The following is a 20,997-nucleotide window of genomic DNA, read 5'->3' on the forward strand; positions in this document are numbered from 1 at the left end:
TTCTTTCCTTTCTTCTTACCACTTACCTGAGGATACTCTTAGGGCAATATTTTCAATTAGTTTTGAATTTCCTGCAACTACTATTATATCACCTTCTTCAAATTCCTTGTTTGGATCTGGCGGAACCTGAAATCTTTCCCCTCTTTTAACAGCTACTATATTCATATTGTATTTCTTTCTTACACTTAAATCTATCAAATTGCTTCCTATCCAAGAGCTAGGAACAGTTATTTCAAATATAGAATGAGTGTCATCAAGCTCCATATAATCTACAAGATTATCAAATGTAAGAGCCTTGGCAAGTTTTACTCCCATATCATGTTCTGGGAAAACAACTCTGTCAGCACCTATTTTTCTCAAAACATCTGCTTGGATTTTGTCAGTTGCCTTACTAATTACATAAGGAACCCCTAAATCTTTAGCAATAAGTGTCGCCATTATAGAGGCTCTTAGATCTGAACCTATACATACTATCGCTACATCAAAGTTGCTAAGTCCTATATTTTTTAGAGCTATTTCATCAGTAGCACTTACTATAGCAACATTATCCATTGTCTCCGAAAGCTGCTGTATAATTTTTTCATTTTCATCTATTACCATTACTTCTTGCCCTGCGTTTAATAGAGACTGCGCTAATGAAGTTCCAAATCTCCCTGCTCCTATAACTATATACTGTTTCATAAAAAATCCTCCTATAAGGTCTTTTACCTGTATTGATTATTATCTAAATTAAATTTTATCGCTATATCCTAATATGTGATTTACAAGCACATATTCTTTTTAATTTATCTATTTCTTCCTAAATATACACATAACTTCTATCCTACCAATATCTTGGCTTCTGGATATCTTACACTATTTGGTTCAGGATCGTGTATAAACATTGCAAATACAGTTAAAGAACCTACACGTCCTGCAAACATAAGAGCTATTATTAATAGTTTACCGAATATATTTAAATTATATGATCCAGCAACTGAAAGTCCTACTGTTGCAAATGCAGAAGATACTTCAAAGGCACTAGCCAACAAATTAAACTCATGACCTTGGGTAACATTTATTAAATATGTTCCCGTAACCACTGTGGCTATTGCTACTCCAAATACACCTAAAGCTTTTCTAAATGTATACTTATTAATTCTTTTTTTAAAGACTGTTATTTCATCTTGATCTTTCATAAATGCCCTTATTGCCAAAACTATTACTGCTAAGGTAGTTGTCTTTATACCTCCACCTGTAGATGCCGGTGATGCACCTATAAACATAAGTATTATCATAACAAATAGAGTACTCTCCCTTAATGTTGAAAAATCCACTGTTCCAAATCCTGCTGTTCTCGTTGTAACTGATTGAAAATAAGAAACTTGGAACTTATCCCAAATATTCATATTACCTATACTTGCTGGGTTATTAAATTCACCAAAGAATATAAGAGCTGTACCTATTAAAATCAATGAAATGGTTGTTATTAATGCAAGTTTTGAACTTAAATCAAACTGCTTAAAACGTTTCTTTTTAATAACACATACCATTACCCCAAAACCTATACCACCTAATATTATAAGTGAACTAATAGTAAATACAATAATAGGGTTATTATAAAAAGAAACAAGTGATGTATATTCACCGCTACTTCTTCCCAATAAATCAAATCCCGCATTACAAAATGCTGATATAGAGTGGAATACACTATAGGCAATTCCCTTAGCAAGACCAAACTTTGGAATAAATACTGTCGACAAAATTAGACTTCCTATAAATTCTATTATGAAGGTATACTTCATAACATATATAATAAGTCTTACAGATCCTGACAACTGATTCTGATTAAGAGCCTCTTTTATTAATATTCTTTGTCTAAGGTTAATTTTTCTTTTAAAAACAATTGCTATTGCAGCACTTATTGACATAAATCCAAGCCCACCGATTTGAATTAATAGAATAATTACTGTTTTGCCAAAGACACTCCAATGTAAACTCGTATCTACAACTACAAGTCCTGTTACACATACTGCAGACGTTGCTGTAAATAAGCAGTCTATAAAGCTTGTACTGGTTCCGGAATTGCTTGCTAATGGCGTCATAAGAAGCAATGCTCCTATTAATATTACACTTCCAAATCCTAGTACCATCATTCCTGCAGGTCTTATCCTGTAGAGAAATGATGGATAGACTTTCTTTACTGTATCCATTTTTTCCTCCAAAATATACCTTTTAAAATTTTTACAATTCATTGTACCATAATAATATAAAAATATATATGATTTATATTATTTATTAAAATCTATTTATTAACATATTTCTCATAAAGTCTAATACATATTACTATTATACTCCAAGTATATTCTATTTTGCAAAATCATAACTTTTCTTTAAATTACTATTTTGTAATTTAGCTATTTATATTTAATATATTTTAATATATTGTACGCAAAATTTCCATTGATTATTTAAAATATTAAATTTAATTACTTTACTTCTATTCCAACTAATTGTTAAATTTCTAAAATCAAATTATTTATAAATTCACATTCACTAAAAATAAAAGAAAGTTGTGGCGTACATAAACGTCACAACTTAACTTTAAAAATCAAATTTTATTTTCTTTGTTTCCTGTATAGGATTCCCATTGTTATCATTAATTCTCAGGAAAACTTCCTTCTTACCAGTATAGAAGTTATCATACAGCCTTATAGTTTTATCATTATAATAATCTGATTCAACCTTTTTACCATCTATATAAACCTCTGTATTTCTGTTAAATCCTTCTCCTAATATAAAGAAATCCCCTGCTCTTTGTTCAATTTTATCCAACTTCAAATCCTTGTTTGCAACTTCCATCTTTTTGCTTTTTGGCACTTCATTTGCCTTTAAGAAATACCTCTTACCAAAAAGTAAATCATATTGAACTAGTTTTAAATAATCTTGATAATCCTTATTATTCTTAAAATAGGCATGTATCATATTTAAAGGTCCATATGGCTGACCTGCAGTTTGCAAAGCAAGTGTTGAAAGTTCATATGCCTGAAAATCCTTTGGAATACTTTCTTTTTTCTTTCCAAAATTATTAGCAACTACAAATAAAGATTCAAATTTATCTACACCAGCCTGCTCTCTTCTTATAATATCTAGTGCAGGAAGGTGATCTCCATATAAAACAACTACTGCAGGTTTTTTTGACTTATTTACATCTTCAATTAACTTTCCAACAAAATCGTCCATTTCCTTAACCTGGTTCGCGTAATAAGTTATTTGGTTTTGATCTTTTATCGGTAATTTGCAATCTACTAGCTTGATTGGATATTCTATGTCCAACTTTGTCATAGGATATTTACTATGACCTTGAGTTGATATAGTAAATATAAAAGCTGGCTTATTTTCTTTTCCACTTTCTGGAATATCTTTGTCATCTAGCTGTTCATCTATATATTTTGTAAGTATTTTATCTTTTGGCCAGTAGGTAGGATTATACTCTACATTAGTCATAACATCCAAAGGGATAAATTTATCAAAACCTAAGTTTTCAAGTCCCTTATTTCTGTTGTAAAATCTCTGATAGAAATTGTGTATAGCAATAGACCTATATCCACTTCTATCTAGATCATTTGCCAAAGATATAGACGGTTTTTCTGCTAAAAATGTCTGATATGGTATCTCACCCTGATTTAAATAATTGAAGTTTGCACCAGAGAGAACTTCATACTCTGTTCTTGCAGTACCACCACCGGTAACTGGAACATTCATAAGACCTGAAGTATAGTTTTTCATAAGCCTTCTCATATTAGGCATAGGGTCCTTATCGAATTTGACACCTTTTATCCTTGTTGGATCCATAAAGGCTTCTAATTGCACCACTATTATATTCGGTCTGCTGTTTCCTTTTAAAATCTCTCTTTTATCTTTTTTCACTTCTTTATCTAGCTTACTTCTTATTTCATCTATATTTTTTTCATTGTAGCCCTTAGGCTTTCTTCTTACAGCTAAAACACTTTCTCTTGCAAAGGAATATACAAAACCGTTCTTCTCAAAAGAAGCGCCGGGATTCCAAGCCATTGCAGATATTATTTTAGCGTTATTCAATTGTGGAACTGCCACAGTATATACAGTAAGTGTAACTATAAAAACTATTAAATTTCTTTTCCCAATAAATCTATTTCTTTTGCCTTCTTTTTTAAATAATATTATAGCAAAAATTGAAAATACAATTATAAGAACAATTACTACAATTTCAAATCTAATATTCAAAAATACGCTTGAAATTTTAATTGCCTCTTTAAATGATAGAATATCGTATGGAAATAGTGGCATTCCTCTTAATTTCATCAATATAGCACTTATACTAGAAAGCACTAATAAAGTAAATGTTATTAATGACTTAAAAAATACCCTTCTTCTAAAAAACATGGCTGCTGAAAAAATCAAAAATATTAGTACATAATTTACAATTGCTTCTATTGGAAAGTCAGCAAAAAAATAAAATGCCTTTGCTACACTCTGTCTCGCTATCGACTCCACTATAATCAAAATTAAAAATGAATATACAATATTAAATAGAAGCTCTCTATTTTCATATTTTTTCTTCTTTATAGTCTTATTTTTAAGAGCACCTGCAGATACTCTTCTCTTCGATCTATCCACAGGTGCCTTATTCTTAATCTTAGCCTTGTCTATACTTTTCCTATTTCTTGACGACAAAGTTCTATCACCAAAATGTATTTTGTCTTTTTTGTTTCTTCTTCTACTGCTCATAGTTCCCTAGAATTAATTTGTTGCCTGTGCACACTGTTTTAAAACAGAATCAGGTATTCCACCAAGTGCAACTAACTGATTTGCTCCCTTTAACACAGATTTATTACTATTTAATCCTACTAGAACTATTGGGCTTATATTTCTTCCTGCAAGAGGACCTCCTGTAAGGGCATCTACAAGTTTGTATCCATCACTTAGATAGTATCTTGTAGGTTTTTCTCTGTAAAACTCATTTATTACTGCACTGTTTGTGCTATATCTATCACTACCACTGATTCTTGTTGCTCCTAATGAGCTTACAAGAGATGACTGTATATTTCCTCTTCCACCTACTGCATAAATATTTTTAGTCTGCTCCACAACGCCAGCACTTGCATCAGTAAGTGTACTTCCATTTGTAAGTATTATCGGTTCTCCATCTCTAGCTGCTACTGCAGATATACTCATGGCATCTGCCTCTCCCTTATATCCATTTGCAACAAAGACTTTACCTATTGAACCTTTTATATTCAATATTTCTTTAGCTATATTACTACTTGTTTCAAATCTATCTTTTCCACCGATTCTCTTTACATTGAATCCACCCATATTTTCATCTCTTAATTTATTTTCAAGATTGTCACTTATAGAGTTCGTTGATCCAATAATATAGATTTTCTTTGCTATATCTATTCTTAACTGAGTTTCATTTGGAATAATATCCTTGTGTACTAATAGAATTGGAGCTTTTACTACTCCTGCTAAACCACTTGCGCTCAAACCATCAGCTAGCTTATTATTATCAGCATTTACAAGTATTACTGTATCATAGCTACCAATACTTCCCGCAATTGCACTTGCTGTAGCATATCTATCTGATCCCTTTAATCTCTGAATTGAGTCAAAACTTACGGCATTTGAACTTGCAGCAAACCCTGTAAAAAGCATTAAACTCACTGCCAATGATAAAAATTTCTTTTTAAGTTTCATATTTACCTCCTAATTTATTTCTACACTCCTAGTGTAACATTATTTTCTTGATTTTTCATTGAATTTTAATATTAAAAATTTTATTTTTATAATTAAGTAAAAAAAGAGACAACCATGTAAAGGCTGTCTCCTACGAATACTATCTTTCGCACTCTTGATTAGCAACTGTACAAGAAGTCTTGCAAGCAGACTGGCAAGAAGTCTGACATTCGCCACATCCACCCTTTGCTGCACTTTCCTTTAAAGTAGCCTTTGAAAGAGTCTTTATATGCTTCTTTTCCATCTCATATACCCCCATACATATATTTTTGTATATAACATTATACCATATATAGCAAAAAAATAACAGTACTTTCTAATACTTACTTTTTTTACAAAAATAAAGTCAGGACAAAACAATTCATCCTGACTTTATGTGATTTACTTTATTGTTCTATCTTTTCTTCAGCATCTGTTGATACTTCTTCACTAGATGCCTTTTCAACAACTCTTCCTATTGCCCATTTTTCAAATGGTACCTTCGTTCTGCTTGGTCCTAGGTCAAGAACTATTCTATCTTCTTCTACCTTTGCTACTTTTGCGATTACACCGCCTATTGTAACAACAGTATCACCTTTTTCTATAGAATTTCTCATTTCCTTTAACTTTTGATCTTTCTTTTTCTGAGGTCTTATTAAAACAAAGTAGAATACTCCAAATACTACTACCCATAAACCAAGACTCATCATTAATTGTTTCTGTGGCATTTTGACCCTCCTAAATTTTATTTTTTCTATAATTAGTATTATAATGCATATGCCTTATATTTACCATAATATTTTTTATAATAAGTATGTCAATAATCCTATTTTTAAGTTCTTTTTATTTTCATACTTAAAATATTTCTAATCCATTTGAATTATATTTAAAATGTACTAATTAATGTATGTCTTATAGTGAATAATAATTTTTTTATATTATTTGCTTTCACCATAATATTTCTTGTAAAATTCATCTCTAAAGTCAAGAAGTCTATCATCCATAATAGCCTGTCTAACATCTTCCATTAACTTTAAAAGGAATCTTAAATTATGTATTGATAAAAGTCTAGCTCCCAATATTTCATTTGTTTTTATTAGATGTCTGATATATGCCTTTGTATAGTTTCTACAAGTATAACAATCACATTCAGGATCTAGTGTTGTAAAATCTTCAGCATATGTTGCATTTCTTACAACTACCTTTCCTTGGCTTGTCATAGCAGTACCGTTTCTTGCTATTCTAGTAGGAAGAACGCAATCACACATATCTATACCTCTTATGGCTGCCTCTATTAGTATATCTGGTGTACCAACTCCCATTAGGTATCTTGGTTTATTTTCTGGAAGAAGCCCTACTGTATAGTCCAAAACCTCATACATTAATTCCTTAGGCTCTCCAACACTTAGACCGCCTATAGCATATCCTGGAAGATCTATTGCTGTAATTTCTTTAGCCGATTGCTCTCTAAGGTCTTTATACATTCCACCTTGAACTATTCCAAACAATGCCTGATTTTCAGTATTCTTATGTGCATCTTTACATCTTTGAAGCCATCTTGTAGTTCTTTCAAGAGATTTTTTTACGTACTCTCTATCTGCTGGATATGGAGCACACTCATCAAATGCCATCATAATATCAGAACCTAAGGCATTTTGTATTTCCATTGCTTTTTCAGGAGAAAGCATATGCTTAGATCCATCTATATGAGATCTAAACTCAACCCCCTCTTCTGTTATCTTTCTAAGTGGTCCTAGACTAAATACCTGAAAACCTCCACTATCTGTAAGTATTGGTCTATCCCAATGCATAAAGTTATGAAGACCTCCTGCTTTTTTAATCAACTCATGACCAGGTCTAAGATAAAGATGATACGTATTACTTAATATTATCTGTGCATCTATTTCCTTTAATTCTTCTGGTGTCATTGACTTAACTGTAGCCTGAGTTCCTACTGGCATAAAAATTGGAGTGTCTATTACCCCATGTGGTGTATGTAATCTTCCCAGCCTTGCCCCAGACTGTTTACATTTTTTTATTAATTCATATCTTACTGCGTACATATTTTTCCCTTTCTTAATAATTGTCTTTTTTTAATTTTAGTATTTTTAGTATTTTTATTATTCTCTATTATTTAAGAAACATTGCATCTCCAAAGCTAAAGAATCTGTATCTTTCTTTGACTGCCTCTTCATAGGCATTCAGTATATTTTCTCTTGTAGAAAGAGCACTTACAAGCATAATTAAAGTTGACTCTGGAAGATGGAAATTAGTAATAAGATTGTCCATTAATTTAAACTTATACCCTGGGTATATAAATATATCAGTCCAACCGCTAGTAGCCTTCAAAACACCATTGTTATCTGCTGCTGATTCAATAGTTCTACAACTTGTTGTACCTACGCAAATTACCCTCTTTCCATTTTCTTTTGCTCTATTAATTTTATCTGCCGCCTCTTGGCTAACCATGTAATATTCTGAATGCATCTTGTGTTCCAATACATCGTCTACCTTTACTGGTCTAAATGTACCTAGACCCACATGTAGTGTTACAAACGCCTCTTCTACACCCTTGTCTCTAATTTGCTTTAGTAAATCATCTGTAAAGTGTAGTCCTGCCGTTGGGGCAGCTGCAGAGCCATTATGCTTTGAATAAACAGTTTGGTATCTTTCTCTATCTTCTAGTTTTTCTGTAATATATGGTGGAAGTGGCATATTTCCAAGTTCATCTAAAACTTCTTCAAATATTCCTTCATATTCAAATTTCACTATTCTAGCTCCATCATCGCCCATTCCAACTACTTCTGCAATTAACTTTCCATCGCCAAAACTAAACTTTGAGCCAATTTTTGCCCTCTTACCAGGTTTTACAAGTGTTTCCCATGTATCATCTTCGTTTCTCTTTAAAAGGAGAAATTCAATTTTACCACCAGTTTCTACTTTTGAACCTATTAATCTTGCAGGAATTACTCTTGTATCATTTAAAACAAGACAATCCCCTTCTTCTAAATAATCTATAATATCTTTAAATACCTTATGTTCTATTTCACCAGTCTTTTTATCTACTACCATAAGTCTTGAACTAGATCTATCCTTTATTGGAAACTGTGCAATAAGTTCCTCAGGAAGATCATAATTAAAATCACTTGTCTTCATCAATCTACCTCATTTCTATAGCTCTATTACTTTTTTTCTTCATATTTAATGCCAAGGTGTTCATAGGCTCTAGGCATTGCAATTCTACCTCTTGGTGCTCTATTAATAAAACCTAACTGAAGAAGATATGGTTCATATACATCTTCTATAGTATTTCTATCCTCACCTATTGAAGCAGCTAAAGTGTCCAAACCTACAGGTCCCCCATTAAATTTTTCTATTATTGTAAGCAAAAGTTTCTTATCTATAAAATCAAGACCTAAACTATCGACACCTATTAACTCTAGAGCATCTTCTGCAACATCATTAGTTATAGTACCTTCTGCCTTTACTTGGGCGAAGTCTCTAACTCTTTTTAATAATCTATTGGCAATTCTAGGAGTCCCTCTTGATCTCCTTGCTATTTCAACTGCACCTTCATCCATTATACCTGCATTTAATATTCCTGATGATCTTCTTACAATCTCTGCAAGTTCATTTTCCTTGTAATAATCCAATTTGCAAATTACTCCAAACCTATCTCTCAATGGATTAGTTAACATCCCAGCTCTTGTAGTAGCCCCTATAAGAGTAAACTTTGGCAAGTCCAGTCTTATACTTCTAGCTGATGGTCCTTTACCAATTATTATATCCAAACAGTAGTCTTCCATTGCTGGATATAACACTTCTTCAACACTTCTATTTATTCTATGTATTTCATCTATAAATAAAACGTCTCCCTCTTGGAGATTTGTAAGAATTGCAGCAAGGTCTCCTGCTCTTTCTATAGCAGGCCCAGAAGTAATTCTTAAATTAACTCCCATTTCATTAGCAATTATACCAGCAAGAGTTGTTTTACCAAGACCAGGCGGTCCATAAAGAAGTACATGGTCTAAAGCTTCATTTCTATTTTTTGCCGCATCTATAAAAATCCTAAGCTGTTCCTTTGATGTTTCTTGTCCAAGATACTCATCAAGCGTTTTGGGCCTAAGATTGTTTTCTATATCTAAATCTTCTTCTTTCATTGTAGAAGTGATTATACGTTCTTCATCAAACATCGCTGCCTCCTTCTAGTTAAATCAATTATTGAAAGATATTTTTCCACTAAAATTTCATGCTCGTCTTCATTATATATTCTAGTGATTTTTTAATAATATCCTCTAACTCCATTCCTGGCTGCTTTACATACAAAACAGCTTCCTGTGCTTCAGCTTTTGAATATCCTAGTTGCATCAAAGCTTCAACTGCCCCATCTTCATCATTGCTTACTTGAGTTTCTACTGGAGATATAACTTCTCCATCATCTTCAAATGCAATCTTCTTTATCTTGTCCTTTAACTCTAGGACTATCCTTTGAGCAGTCTTTTTACCTACTCCTGGAGCTTTTGAAAGTGCTGCAGTATCATTTGTAGCTATATATCTACTAAGTTCTGCAGGTGTCGCAAAAGAAAGAATAGACATCCCTACCTTTGTACCTATCTTAGAAACTGATGTCAATAGATTAAACATTTCTTCTTCGTCTTTTGAATGAAAACCACAAAGACTTATATCATCATCTCTTACTATCATCTTTGTAAAGACTTTCTTCTCTTCATCTAATTGCATATGAGATATTGTATTTGAAGACGCATTAAGTTTATAACCTATATCATTATTTTCTAAAATAATATAGTCTGCTCCTATTTCAACAACTTTTCCTTTTATATATCCTATCATGTCCCATCCTTTCAAATCACACTGTTTCCATCCTATTTAAAACTATATGAATTTCATTAAATATAGTTGAATTAAAAAAGATAGTCAATCTTTACTTAATAAAGAAACAGTTTCGCCAACTAGTTTTAAAAACTAATCGCTAAATCTTCCCAATTCCTTACCTATTCTATTTGAATGTGCATGACATATTGCAACTGCAAGAGCATCTGCTACGTCATCTGGTTTTGGAACTGAGTTTAATCCTAAGAATGCAGTAACCATCTTTTGTACCTGAGTCTTATCTGCTCTACCATATCCACAAACTCCCTGTTTTACCTGAAGTGGAGTATATGAATATACTGGAACCTTATGATGTGCACAAGAAAGAAGGGTTACCCCTCTAGCCTGTGCGACTGCAATACCTGTTGTAACATTTTTATTGAAAAACAGCTGTTCAATACCTACTTCATCTATATCGTACATATGGAAAAGCTGATTCATTCCTTTATATATAAGTTCAAGCCGCTCTACTATATCCATTCCGGCTGGTGTAGTAATAGCTCCATAATCTATGGTTCTGAACTTACTATTTTTGTATTCTAATACTCCGTAACCTATTATTGCAAGTCCCGGATCTATGCCTAATATTATCATTTATTACCACAATCTTTCTCTTATTTTTACTTCCTTTTATTCCATCATTATATTTTATCATAGATGATATTTTTATACAAACACTTAAAGGAAACAAGCGTTTTAAATTAAATTACTTTTTTCGCAATCCAACTATTTTTTTCATATTAATAATGTTATAATATAATTATATTTTCAATTAATCTCATAAGAAGGAGGATTTTTATGAACGTTGAACAAATAGGAACTCGTTTAACTAATTACAGAAAGAATAATAGTATGACTATTAAAGAATTTTCTCAGTTATCTGGAGTTAGTACAGCTCTTCTAAGCCAATTAGAACGTGGCATGGGAAACCCTAGTTTGAGTGTCTTAAATTCTATAGCTGAAACAATGAGCTTATCTATATCTTCTCTTTTCGAAGATGCTGTCAAGTTAGATAATCTTGTTAAAAGGGTTGCTGACCAACCCGTACTTTCCGATTCCACAAAGGATAATCTTGAATTTCAACTTTTAACTACAAAATCAAGTAAAATAAGTGATGATTTACTTAGAATAATCATCAAGCCACACACAGAAACTCCATATTATCCTTTTGGGAAAAATGAATGCGAAGAAATAGTGCTAGTGGAAAAAGGAACTTTAAGCGTTCATAGTGATAGTGGGGACAGCGTAACCCTAAAAAAAGGAGATACTATGAGATTAGTACCTAAACTTAGATACAAAATCAAAAATACTTCTTCACACAATGCAATTATTTTATATATCGTTAGCAATGCGAAGGATATTTTATAGATTTTAATATAAAATTCACTCCTAACATATTATAATATGTAGGTTTTAAATAGGCTGTAATTAGTCATTAAAAAAAGAGGCTTTTGCCTCTTTTTTTAATAATTTATGATTATTTTATTGTAACATTCAAAATCATATAAGTTAATTTAGTGCTTTCTAAATTAGTCTAATACTATAATTTCTAAATTTCTTCTTCCAAAGTTATTCATGTTTCTAGCTGAATTCATAAATATATCTATCATAGTACCTCTTATTATCCCACCCGTATCATTTGCTATAAATACCTTGTCAAAGTACGGTATATATACTCTCGAACCAAGAGGTATAACTCTAGGATCTACAGCTATTGTCCCCCATCTAGGTCTCTGTCCAGAAGCTGTTATAGTATCTCCTGTATAGGCACTTGCATTTGATATATACTTTTTACCAATTCCAAGAGGGTTTCCACTCTTATCATAATAGATATTTGGATCTTTTTTATCAGAAGAAGTTTTAACATTTTCCTGACTTACTTCTTCTTGTATTTCCTTGTTTAAAGTTCCATCTTCATTAAATAGATATGTCTTATTAGAAATAGTTTGTTTTCCTTTTACCATGTCACCCTTACTATTGAAATAATACCACATTCCATTTAATCTGTTCCAACCCTTCACTTTATTTCCAGATGCATCTATATAATTATATGTTTCTCCATTTTTCTTCCAACCCATATCAACTGTTACTAAAGATCTTTCCTGAGCCTCTATTGTTGTATTTAATGTTTTCGCAGATAGGAATATTGAAGTTGTCATCAATACCGTTGCTGCTACTGCAAATATTTTCTTCATATTACTCTCCTTTTTATTAAAATATTATAATTAATTTCTATGAAACTTTTATTTCATATTTTACAAACTCATTCGTTAAAATAAGTTACAATTTGTAATTTTTATCTTTTACACTTCCCTAGTCTAATATAAAAATTACAAAAATGCAACCTTTTTTTAATATATATTTTTATTGTTACATCCATACTCATTGGTATAACTGGTTTATATCTTTTTTAAAAAATTACATTTTGTTACCATTTTCCAAATTCAGAAAACATTTTCTAGCTCTAAATGCAAGTAAAATTTCATTTATCTATTATTGTCATTTTTTTAATTAATTTTTTCTATATCAATTTTAAAGAACATAAATAATATATACATATATTCTCATGATTTCATTGACATTATATTGATTAAATTATAATATTATATTAAATCATTATTATAAATCGGAGGTGTAATTATGGTATTAACTAAGGCAATTAAGAAAAGAAAAGAAAAAATTCTAAAAGCAAGAAGAAGAGCCAAAGCGGTTAAGATCGCAAAAGTAGCAGCTACCGGTGTTACTCTTGGGGCTATTGGAGGAGTGCTTTTCGCACCAAAGTCAGGAAGAGAAACAAGAAAGGACCTTTCAGAAGGAATATCTGATACAGGTCAAGCAATAAGTGATAAGTCAAAGGAAATAGCAAGTAGAACAAACGATTCACTTCAGGAAACTAAAGATAAAGTTAGTGAATCTAAAGAAAAGATAAAAGAATATTTTGATAAAAAGAAAAATGAAGTAGAAGTATCTATTGAAGATTGTTTTGATGATATAACTCAGAAAAAATTAGAAGATGCAATTGATTCAGATTCTACAATTGAAAATGATGCTGACAAAAAAGAAGAAAAGGAAGATTCGAAAAAAGCTTATAATGAATCTGATAAAAAGAAGAATGAAAATAACAAATCAAAATCTGAAAATAAATCAGGTAAATAAAATATAAGCTAGGGAGAATTTACAATTAAAATGAGTATTACAGTTAATCTTGAAGTTGTTTTATTTGTATTGGTTATTTTGGGATGTATAGCTCTTATATTTCTAATAATTGTGCTTAAGAGACTATCTGCTCTCATGTCAAATATTGATATGCTAATAACTCAAAACACAAATAATGTGGGACTTACTATTGCTAAGCTTCCAGGAATACTTTCAACAGTGGATAGTGTTTTGGATAATGCTAAAGATGTTACAGATGTTGCAGTCGATGTTTCAGCCGATGTATTAACAGCAAAGGAAAAGGTTAAAACCGGACTCCATAATACTGCTGCAGTAGCTAATATAATTAAAACATCATTTAGAAGATAATAAAATAAGTTAAAAATACCATGGTCTAATTAGATCATGGTATTTTTAACTTATTTTATTCTATTTTTTTGTATTATCTTCTCTATGTAGCTCTTCATCTTTCTTTCGCCTTCTTTTTTATCTAATTCCAGTTTATGCATTCTAAATAATAAAGATTCATATGTATAAACTGACATATCATTTATCCATATAATATCCTTTTCATTTATAAAACCATCATCTGCCACTTTTTCTAAAAGAGCTATATTTCTTTTTTCAACTGATGATTCACTAATCATTTTTAAAATTGAATCATTATAATTTTCTACTTGAAGTGGAAAAAGTTCATGATATTCACAAATATATTCTGATACAGTTCTTTCAAGTTCATTAAAAAATACTGTATAAAAGACCTCCGTATTCCTAACTGTGTGTTTTATAAAGCATTCCCATATTTTTATATAATTATCAATAGAATCATTATTTTCATCTATATAGTTTTTTATATCTTCTGAATACTCATTAAATACGAAAAGACATGCAAATATTTTCAAGTGTTCAAGATTTTCAAAATAATTATATATAGTTGCACTGTTTAACTTTGCTCTTTCACCAACTTTTCTTATTGTAATATTATCAAGACCCTCCTCGTCCATAATTGACTTAGCCGCACTGATCAGAGTCTTCATTGTCATTAATTTATATTGACTTAACTTTTTCATATCCAACCTCCGTCCAAATTTATATCTTATATTATACATGAGAATCATTTTTTTAAATAGTTTATTTTTATACTTAAAACTGTAAATCGAAAATTTTCTTAATATCCTACTATCTTCTTAGAAGTCTCTTTCACCTTCATGTAGTCTTTGTTTTGTTATAATATAGAATCATACTGTTAATAAGAATTGCATCCTTAGAAAGCATTTTAGATGCCTTAGAAGCTATTGTATTTTTCAAGCATTAGCTATTATATTCAAAAATACTTACTATTTCAAAACTTTTACTTTCATCATTACATATTTATTATTTATTTTTTTATTAAACTTAAATTTTTCTTACTATTATTAAATACTATCACATACATTTATTATTATTCTATTTATCTTTTATTAAACATTTTTTTAGATGTATTTTATAATATAACTTTTAAAAGTCTTTTTGTGAAAATCTATTAATACTTTCAAAAACTTTAAATATATATAAAAAGACCTACTGAAATAAAATTTAGGATTCAAAAATAGTTATAAAAACTCCTAAATTTTATTAGTAGGTCTAAAAAACATTAAATAAATTTTTACACATATTTAATATTGCATTTATTTACCTTCTTCAATGGCCCTAATCTCTTCTTCGCCTGTTCTTCCCTCTTTTTTGAGCTTGATAACTTTAATAGCGATAAGAACTAATAATACTATCCCTACATATCCAGTATATGGATATACTGTTCCTACCAAAACATCAAATGGAAGGAAACCACCTATTAAAGCCAGTATAGAAAATATAAGTGAAAGTATCTTAAATCCTTTTGTTCCATCACTATAAAATCTATTTGTACACTGCCATAATAAAGGTGCTGCTGTTGAGAATATACCCAGTATTAGCACTATAGAGAATAACTTCCCAACTATTGGGCTAATTTCATCTGCTAGTACTAAAGTTGGAATACTCTTATTAAATAGTTCTGGAGCATTTGATAATATTGCAAGATACATCATAGCTGCAGCAAGCATTAAAGATACTGCTCCCAAAAGTCCACCGTAATATGCCTCTTTTTTGCTACTAGCTGTAGTTCCAAGTCCTGCAAGGAATCCCATTACAACAAATACATTGAAAGATGCATATAAAACACCTGACATAAATGCATTTGGCGCTGGTTTTTGTATTGGCGCTGTCTTTAAAAATTCAAGAGAGGATGCAAATGTTCCCGCATTTTTAAATAAGCTAATTCCACCAACAAGTATTGTAAATACAATTATTATAGGTCCTATATTACCTAAAACCTTAGACAATTTGTCAACACCAAATGAAACACTAAGATATGATAAGACAATCATACCTATTCTTCCAACATGAGGACTCAAACCGTAGTATTCAGATAAAGTTGCTCCAGAACCTGATATCATAACAACTAATACTGCAAATAAAAATGCTGGAACAAACCAATCTAAAAATTTACCTATTGTTTTACCTGTGTATAATGAAAATATTTTTGTTGAATCTTTAGGTTTTACAAGTCTACCTCTATTTAGTACTTCCATTCCTAAAAACGCAAATAATGCCATCGATACTAAACATGCTATTATTCCTGATAGTCCATAAAAGGAGAAAAACTGCATTATCTCCTGCCCCGTTGCAAATCCAGAACCTATAACTGTTGCAACATAAGATCCTGCATAAACTATCACTTTTCTAAAACTTACTGAATTATCCATCCCTTATTTACCTCTGCCATTCATAATATTACTTTTTACCAACCCTTTATTTCATCAAGTATAGAATCGCTTATTTTCCCTTCACTGTAATCTTTCATTACAGAGTCTAGTATTTCTATAGCTTCATCCATTTGTTCATACTCAATTACTAGTGGTGGCTGTACTCTTAATGTGGATTTATTTAAGAATATTAAAACTAGACCTCTCTTAAATGCTTCATAGCAAATCTTTGCTGTTGCATTAGGATTCTTTTTTCCTGTTTCAGGGTCTATAATATCTACCCCCATACTAAGACCCATTGGTCTTATTTCACCTATAAAGTTATATTTTTTCTTTAATTGTTCAAATTTATCTGTAAGGTATTTACCCTTTTCAACAGATACCTTATTAGCATTCATCCTTTCAAGTATTTCTATATTTTTTAATGCTGCAGCACATACTGTTGCATTTCCTGCAAGAGTAAATAAATGTGCTGGTGCTTCTAGTGAGTCCATTATTTCTGTTCTACCTACTACTGCACCTAGTGGAAGACCACCACCTACAGATTTCCCCATTACATAAAGGTCTGCTTCTACACCATAATTTTCTATACAGAACCACTTACCTGTTCTACAAAGACCAAGCTGTATTTCATCAGATACTAGAAGTATTCCGTGCTTATCACAAATGTCTCTCAATGCCTGAACCCATTCAGTTGGTGGTATTATAAGACCTTGATCACCTGCTATTGGTTCAATAAATATAGCTGCAACTTCATCTGCAGGAAGATATGTTGAAAATGCAAGTTCCATGTCTGCAATACAGTCTTGCCAAGGAGTATTTTTATCTGGATATTTAAAGTGATACATCTCTGGAAGTAACGGACCTATGTTTTTTCTCATATTAAGACTTAAAGCTGATAATGAAATTGATCCATATGTGCTACCGTGATAAGCACCTATCATAGAAATTACCTTTGTTCTACCAGTATATGCTCTTGCTAATTTTATAGCAGAGTCAATTCCTGCTGAGCCAGTTGCACTAAATAAAACCTTCTTATCATCTTTACCTGGCGCCAACTTTGCTAGTTTTTCAGCCAAAAGAATAGGCGGTAATGTGTTAAAATATGCAAAAGTATATTGAGTAATCTTGTCCATCTGCTCTTTAACTGCTTCTGCAATCTCTTTGTTACCATGTCCTAAATTAGCTGAACATGCACTTGATAAAAAATCTATATACTTTTTACCATCATGATCAAATAATAGTGCACCGCACCCACTTTCAAATGCAATTGGCGCATATGCAATCTGTTGAGTAACTGCTATACTCTTATCAGATTTAGCCTGAATTGCATCATTTCTGTAATCACCTAAACTCATATTAATTCCTCCTATTAAAATGTACTTTTTTGTATATTATTTCATGAAATTAAAACAATTTCTTTTTTAAAGTATATATTATGTTATTTATTATGTCAACGTTTTTCCAAATCACAAATAAAGCCTAAAACCACTTATTAAGATTAAGTTTTTAACTTTAAAGGAATTTAACCTTAATTTACTTATTTTATTTATTATATTTAATGTATATATATTTATTAAAATAAAAACACATATATCACCTTTTTTTTATAGTTTTATATTTCGGAAGATTGTGAACTATTAGTTTTTTCCTTATAAATACAATAATTAGTGCCGATTAATGATATAATATATATACATTATATATATGGAGGTATCATTATGTCATTAATAAATAATTCAGTCAATTGGGTGGAAGTAGATTTAGATGCAATTTTATACAATCTAAATGGACTTAGAAAAAAACTTCCAAGTCAAACAAAAGTCTGTATGGTAGTTAAGTCTAATGCATATGGACATGGTTCAGCCAAACTGGCAAAATTTTACGAAGAAAATGGTGTTGATTTTCTTGCCGTTGCGAGAGCAAGAGAAGCTTTTGAAATTAGAAAAGCCGGTGTTACCATCCCTATTTTAAATCTTGGTTACACCAACCTTCCAACAGTTGAAGACTGTATTAAAAACAACGTGTCAATGACAATATTCGACTATGAGTATGCTAAGAAAATAAATGATATTGCAAAGAAAATAAATAGAACTGCAAAAATACATCTTAAAATGGATACAGGCATGTCAAGACTAGGGTATGTTGTATTAGAGGAAGATATAGATCATATTGTTTTAGAAATAGAAAAAATAAGTAAGTTGGAATATATAGAAATTGAGGGTATGTATACTCACTTTGCTACAGCAGATGCTAGAAACAAAGAATTTGAAGAGTTACAAACAGGAAGATTTGCTAAAATGGTAGAAGCTCTTGAGAATAAAGGCTTAAGACCGCCATATGTGCATTCATCTAATAGTGCTGAAATTCTAGATATGGAAGAAAAATACGATATGGTAAGAATGGGAATTGTTCAATATGGACTTTATCCATCTGATGAGGTTTCACGTTCAGTAGACCTTAAACCTGCTATGAGCTTCAAAGCAAAGGTTTCAAATATAAAAATACTTAATCCTGGTACATCAATTAGTTATGGTAGAATATATTTTACTACTGTAAAAGAAAGAATTGCTACTATTACAGTTGGATACGCCGATGGTTTTCTTAGAGGAAGAAGAAATCCATATGTATCTATCAATGGAATAAAATGTCCTATAGTAGGAAGAATTTGTATGGATCAGTGTATGGTTAGAGTTCCTATGGATATGGATATAAAGATCGATGATGATGTACTTATATTTGGAAGTGAACATGTTACAGTAGATGATATAGCGCATGACTGTGACACTATAAACTATGAGGTTTTATGTCAGGTTTCAAGAAGAGTACCTAGAGTTTATATACAAGATGGAAAGATTGTAGACATTGTAGACTATCTACTAGATTAATACGTATTTGAACAATCAAAAATATTATTTTTAAAAGGAGAGTTTTCTCTCCTTTTTTTATTTATTTATAGAACATTTATAAATAATATTAAAACTCAATATATACTCTTGAATTTTGAACTGAAAATATATAAATTTTATATAAATACAGCTAACTACACCAAAGAGCGTTGTCTAGTTATTTTATTTATTATTTCCCTCTTAAAAGTATTTTTAAACTAAAACTTAATTTTATGTACTTATACTCTATTTTTAGCAGTCAAAAAATCTTTTTTTATTATTTTATTCTAATTTAATTAATAATTTTAGGTTGAAATATACTTTAAATAGTAGTAAAATTAATCTTGTAAAAAACTTAATAGAAAGAGGTATAGATTATGGAAATACAAGCAATTAGAGTAAACGCCGATGAACTTACTAGTTTCTGCAAAAGAGCTTTTAAAAAGTACGGTTTTTCAGACAAGGATGCCGATACAATTACAGATGTACTTTTAGCAGCAGACTTATATGGGGTAGATACTCATGGTTCTCAAAGACTTGAAATGTATCGTAAGCAGATACAGAAAGGATTTATCCACGTTGAAAATCAGCCTAAAATAGCTTTTGAAACTCCTATATCTGCAGTAGTAGATGGAAATAGAGCTATGGGACAGGTAGTTGGTAAGTACGCAATGGAAATTGCTATCGAAAAGGCAAAAAAATCGGGAATAGGACTTGTTACAGTTCGTAATTCCAATCACTACGGTATAGCAAGTTACTATAGTAAACTAGCTTGTAATGAAGGACTTATCGGGGTATCTATGACGAACTCATTCCCTGTTGTTGTACCAACATTTGGAAAACATCCAATGATGGGAACAAATCCTATAGCTGTTTCAATACCTGCAGATCCTGTAGATTTCAATTTTGATGTGGCTACTTCTGTAGTTGCTTATGGAAAAGTTGAAGTTAGAAACAAAAAAGGTATAGAACTTCCAGTAGGTTGGGGAATTAATGATGAAGGTAAAGATGCAATAAACCCTATGGACATCATAAATGGTATTGCCTACAGAACTTGTGGACTTCATCCTCTAGGCGGATCTTCAGAATTATTTGGTGGACACAAGGGATTTGGATTTTCACTAATAGTTGAATTCCTTACTGCAATATTATCAAACGGATTTACTTCTAACCATTCTGAAGATGATGGCATAGCAGGTATATGTCATTACTTTATGGCAATAGACCCTAACTTATTCGGTGATGCTGAACAAATTAAATCACATTGGAATACTTACCTTCAAGAAGTTAGAGATTCAGAAAAGGCATATCAGCAAGATAGAATATATATTCATGGTGAAAAGGAAGCAGAAAAACACCAAGATAGATTAGATAATGGTGTACCTATACTACCTAAGACTCTTGAAGAAATGGAAAATCTTGCAAAGCAACTTGATATGGAATTTGGTATAACTCTTCCTGAGTAATACATTTAACTTACAGTATGATTAATATGAATATATAGTTAATTATATATAGTATGCTCTTATAATTAGTTTGGAAAA

20 protein-coding genes are annotated in these 20,997 nt (G+C 30.9%); 5 read left to right on the plus strand and 15 right to left on the minus strand.

Annotated features, from left to right (window positions below):
* Positions 1-15: 15 nt before the first annotated feature.
* The 11 genes from BMY82_RS05595 to ruvC form a co-directional block, all read right to left on the minus strand.
* Positions 16-681, minus strand: coding sequence for a potassium channel family protein (locus BMY82_RS05595; protein ID WP_091975576.1), 666 nt, complete (start codon positions 679-681; stop codon positions 16-18).
* Positions 682-818: 137 nt separating this feature from the next.
* Entirely contained in the window at positions 819-2,192 is a 1,374-nt protein-coding gene (locus BMY82_RS05600; protein ID WP_091975577.1) for a TrkH family potassium uptake protein, read from the minus strand.
* Between the two features lie 391 nt (positions 2,193-2,583).
* Positions 2,584-4,749, minus strand: coding sequence for an LTA synthase family protein (locus BMY82_RS05605; protein ID WP_091975578.1), 2,166 nt, complete (start codon positions 4,747-4,749; stop codon positions 2,584-2,586).
* A 12-nt stretch (positions 4,750-4,761) separates the two neighbouring features.
* Complete coding sequence (locus tag BMY82_RS05610) at positions 4,762-5,718, minus strand: cell wall-binding repeat-containing protein (protein ID WP_091975579.1); 957 nt, start codon at positions 5,716-5,718, stop codon at positions 4,762-4,764.
* Between the two features lie 139 nt (positions 5,719-5,857).
* Complete coding sequence (scfA, locus tag BMY82_RS05615) at positions 5,858-6,001, minus strand: six-cysteine ranthipeptide SCIFF (RefSeq protein ID WP_021122491.1); 144 nt, start codon at positions 5,999-6,001, stop codon at positions 5,858-5,860.
* Positions 6,002-6,143: 142 nt separating this feature from the next.
* Complete coding sequence (gene yajC / locus BMY82_RS05620) at positions 6,144-6,464, minus strand: preprotein translocase subunit YajC (RefSeq protein ID WP_091975580.1); 321 nt, start codon at positions 6,462-6,464, stop codon at positions 6,144-6,146.
* Between the two features lie 210 nt (positions 6,465-6,674).
* A complete protein-coding gene (gene tgt / locus BMY82_RS05625; protein ID WP_091975581.1) occupies positions 6,675-7,799 on the minus strand; it encodes a tRNA guanosine(34) transglycosylase Tgt in 1,125 nt (374 codons plus the stop codon).
* 67 nt (positions 7,800-7,866) lie between these two features.
* Positions 7,867-8,892 carry a tRNA preQ1(34) S-adenosylmethionine ribosyltransferase-isomerase QueA gene (queA, locus tag BMY82_RS05630; RefSeq protein WP_091975582.1) on the minus strand — a complete coding sequence of 342 codons (1,026 nt, stop codon included), beginning with the start codon at positions 8,890-8,892 and terminating at the stop codon, positions 7,867-7,869.
* 26 nt (positions 8,893-8,918) lie between these two features.
* The gene (gene ruvB, locus BMY82_RS05635; protein ID WP_091975583.1) at positions 8,919-9,929 is read right to left on the minus strand and encodes a Holliday junction branch migration DNA helicase RuvB; all 1,011 of its coding nucleotides are present in this window, start codon (positions 9,927-9,929) and stop codon (positions 8,919-8,921) included.
* Positions 9,930-9,975: 46 nt separating this feature from the next.
* Positions 9,976-10,587, minus strand: a complete 612-nt coding sequence (gene ruvA, locus BMY82_RS05640) for a Holliday junction branch migration protein RuvA (RefSeq protein ID WP_091975584.1) — start codon at positions 10,585-10,587, stop codon at positions 9,976-9,978.
* A gap of 132 nt (positions 10,588-10,719) precedes the next feature.
* A complete protein-coding gene (gene ruvC, locus BMY82_RS05645; protein ID WP_091975585.1) occupies positions 10,720-11,220 on the minus strand; it encodes a crossover junction endodeoxyribonuclease RuvC in 501 nt (166 codons plus the stop codon).
* A gap of 204 nt (positions 11,221-11,424) precedes the next feature.
* On the opposite strand from ruvC, the gene BMY82_RS05650 reads away from it, so the two are divergent.
* The gene (locus BMY82_RS05650) at positions 11,425-11,994 is read left to right on the plus strand and encodes a helix-turn-helix domain-containing protein (protein ID WP_091975586.1); all 570 of its coding nucleotides are present in this window, start codon (positions 11,425-11,427) and stop codon (positions 11,992-11,994) included.
* Positions 11,995-12,155: 161 nt separating this feature from the next.
* Here BMY82_RS05650 and BMY82_RS05655 read toward each other — a convergent pair whose 3' ends face one another.
* Positions 12,156-12,821, minus strand: a complete 666-nt coding sequence (locus tag BMY82_RS05655; RefSeq protein WP_091975587.1) for a 3D domain-containing protein — start codon at positions 12,819-12,821, stop codon at positions 12,156-12,158.
* 445 nt (positions 12,822-13,266) lie between these two features.
* Here BMY82_RS05655 and BMY82_RS05660 point away from each other — a divergent pair, with 445 nt between their 5' ends.
* A complete protein-coding gene (locus tag BMY82_RS05660; protein WP_091975588.1) occupies positions 13,267-13,782 on the plus strand; it encodes a YtxH domain-containing protein in 516 nt (171 codons plus the stop codon).
* A gap of 30 nt (positions 13,783-13,812) precedes the next feature.
* Positions 13,813-14,151, plus strand: a complete 339-nt coding sequence (locus tag BMY82_RS05665) for a hypothetical protein (protein WP_091975589.1) — start codon at positions 13,813-13,815, stop codon at positions 14,149-14,151.
* Positions 14,152-14,201: 50 nt separating this feature from the next.
* Here BMY82_RS05665 and BMY82_RS05670 read toward each other — a convergent pair whose 3' ends face one another.
* From BMY82_RS05670 to BMY82_RS05680, 3 genes are all read right to left on the minus strand, one after another.
* Positions 14,202-14,852 (minus strand): TetR/AcrR family transcriptional regulator, encoded by a 651-nt coding sequence (locus tag BMY82_RS05670; RefSeq protein ID WP_180366746.1) that lies wholly within the window; start codon positions 14,850-14,852, stop codon positions 14,202-14,204.
* 597 nt (positions 14,853-15,449) lie between these two features.
* Positions 15,450-16,565, minus strand: a complete 1,116-nt coding sequence (locus tag BMY82_RS05675) for a YkvI family membrane protein (RefSeq protein ID WP_091975591.1) — start codon at positions 16,563-16,565, stop codon at positions 15,450-15,452.
* A 35-nt stretch (positions 16,566-16,600) separates the two neighbouring features.
* A complete protein-coding gene (locus tag BMY82_RS05680) occupies positions 16,601-17,923 on the minus strand; it encodes an aminotransferase class III-fold pyridoxal phosphate-dependent enzyme (protein WP_091975592.1) in 1,323 nt (440 codons plus the stop codon).
* A gap of 363 nt (positions 17,924-18,286) precedes the next feature.
* On the opposite strand from BMY82_RS05680, the gene alr reads away from it, so the two are divergent.
* Positions 18,287-19,453, plus strand: a complete 1,167-nt coding sequence (alr, locus tag BMY82_RS05685) for an alanine racemase (RefSeq protein WP_091975593.1) — start codon at positions 18,287-18,289, stop codon at positions 19,451-19,453.
* A 377-nt stretch (positions 19,454-19,830) separates the two neighbouring features.
* Complete coding sequence (locus BMY82_RS05690; RefSeq protein WP_330386685.1) at positions 19,831-20,919, plus strand: Ldh family oxidoreductase; 1,089 nt, start codon at positions 19,831-19,833, stop codon at positions 20,917-20,919.
* The last annotated feature ends 78 nt before the right edge of the window (positions 20,920-20,997 follow it).

The sequence above is a fragment of the Peptostreptococcus russellii genome (assembly GCF_900110295.1).
In the GTDB taxonomy this organism is placed as follows: Bacteria; Bacillota; Clostridia; order Peptostreptococcales; family Peptostreptococcaceae; genus Peptostreptococcus; species Peptostreptococcus russellii_A.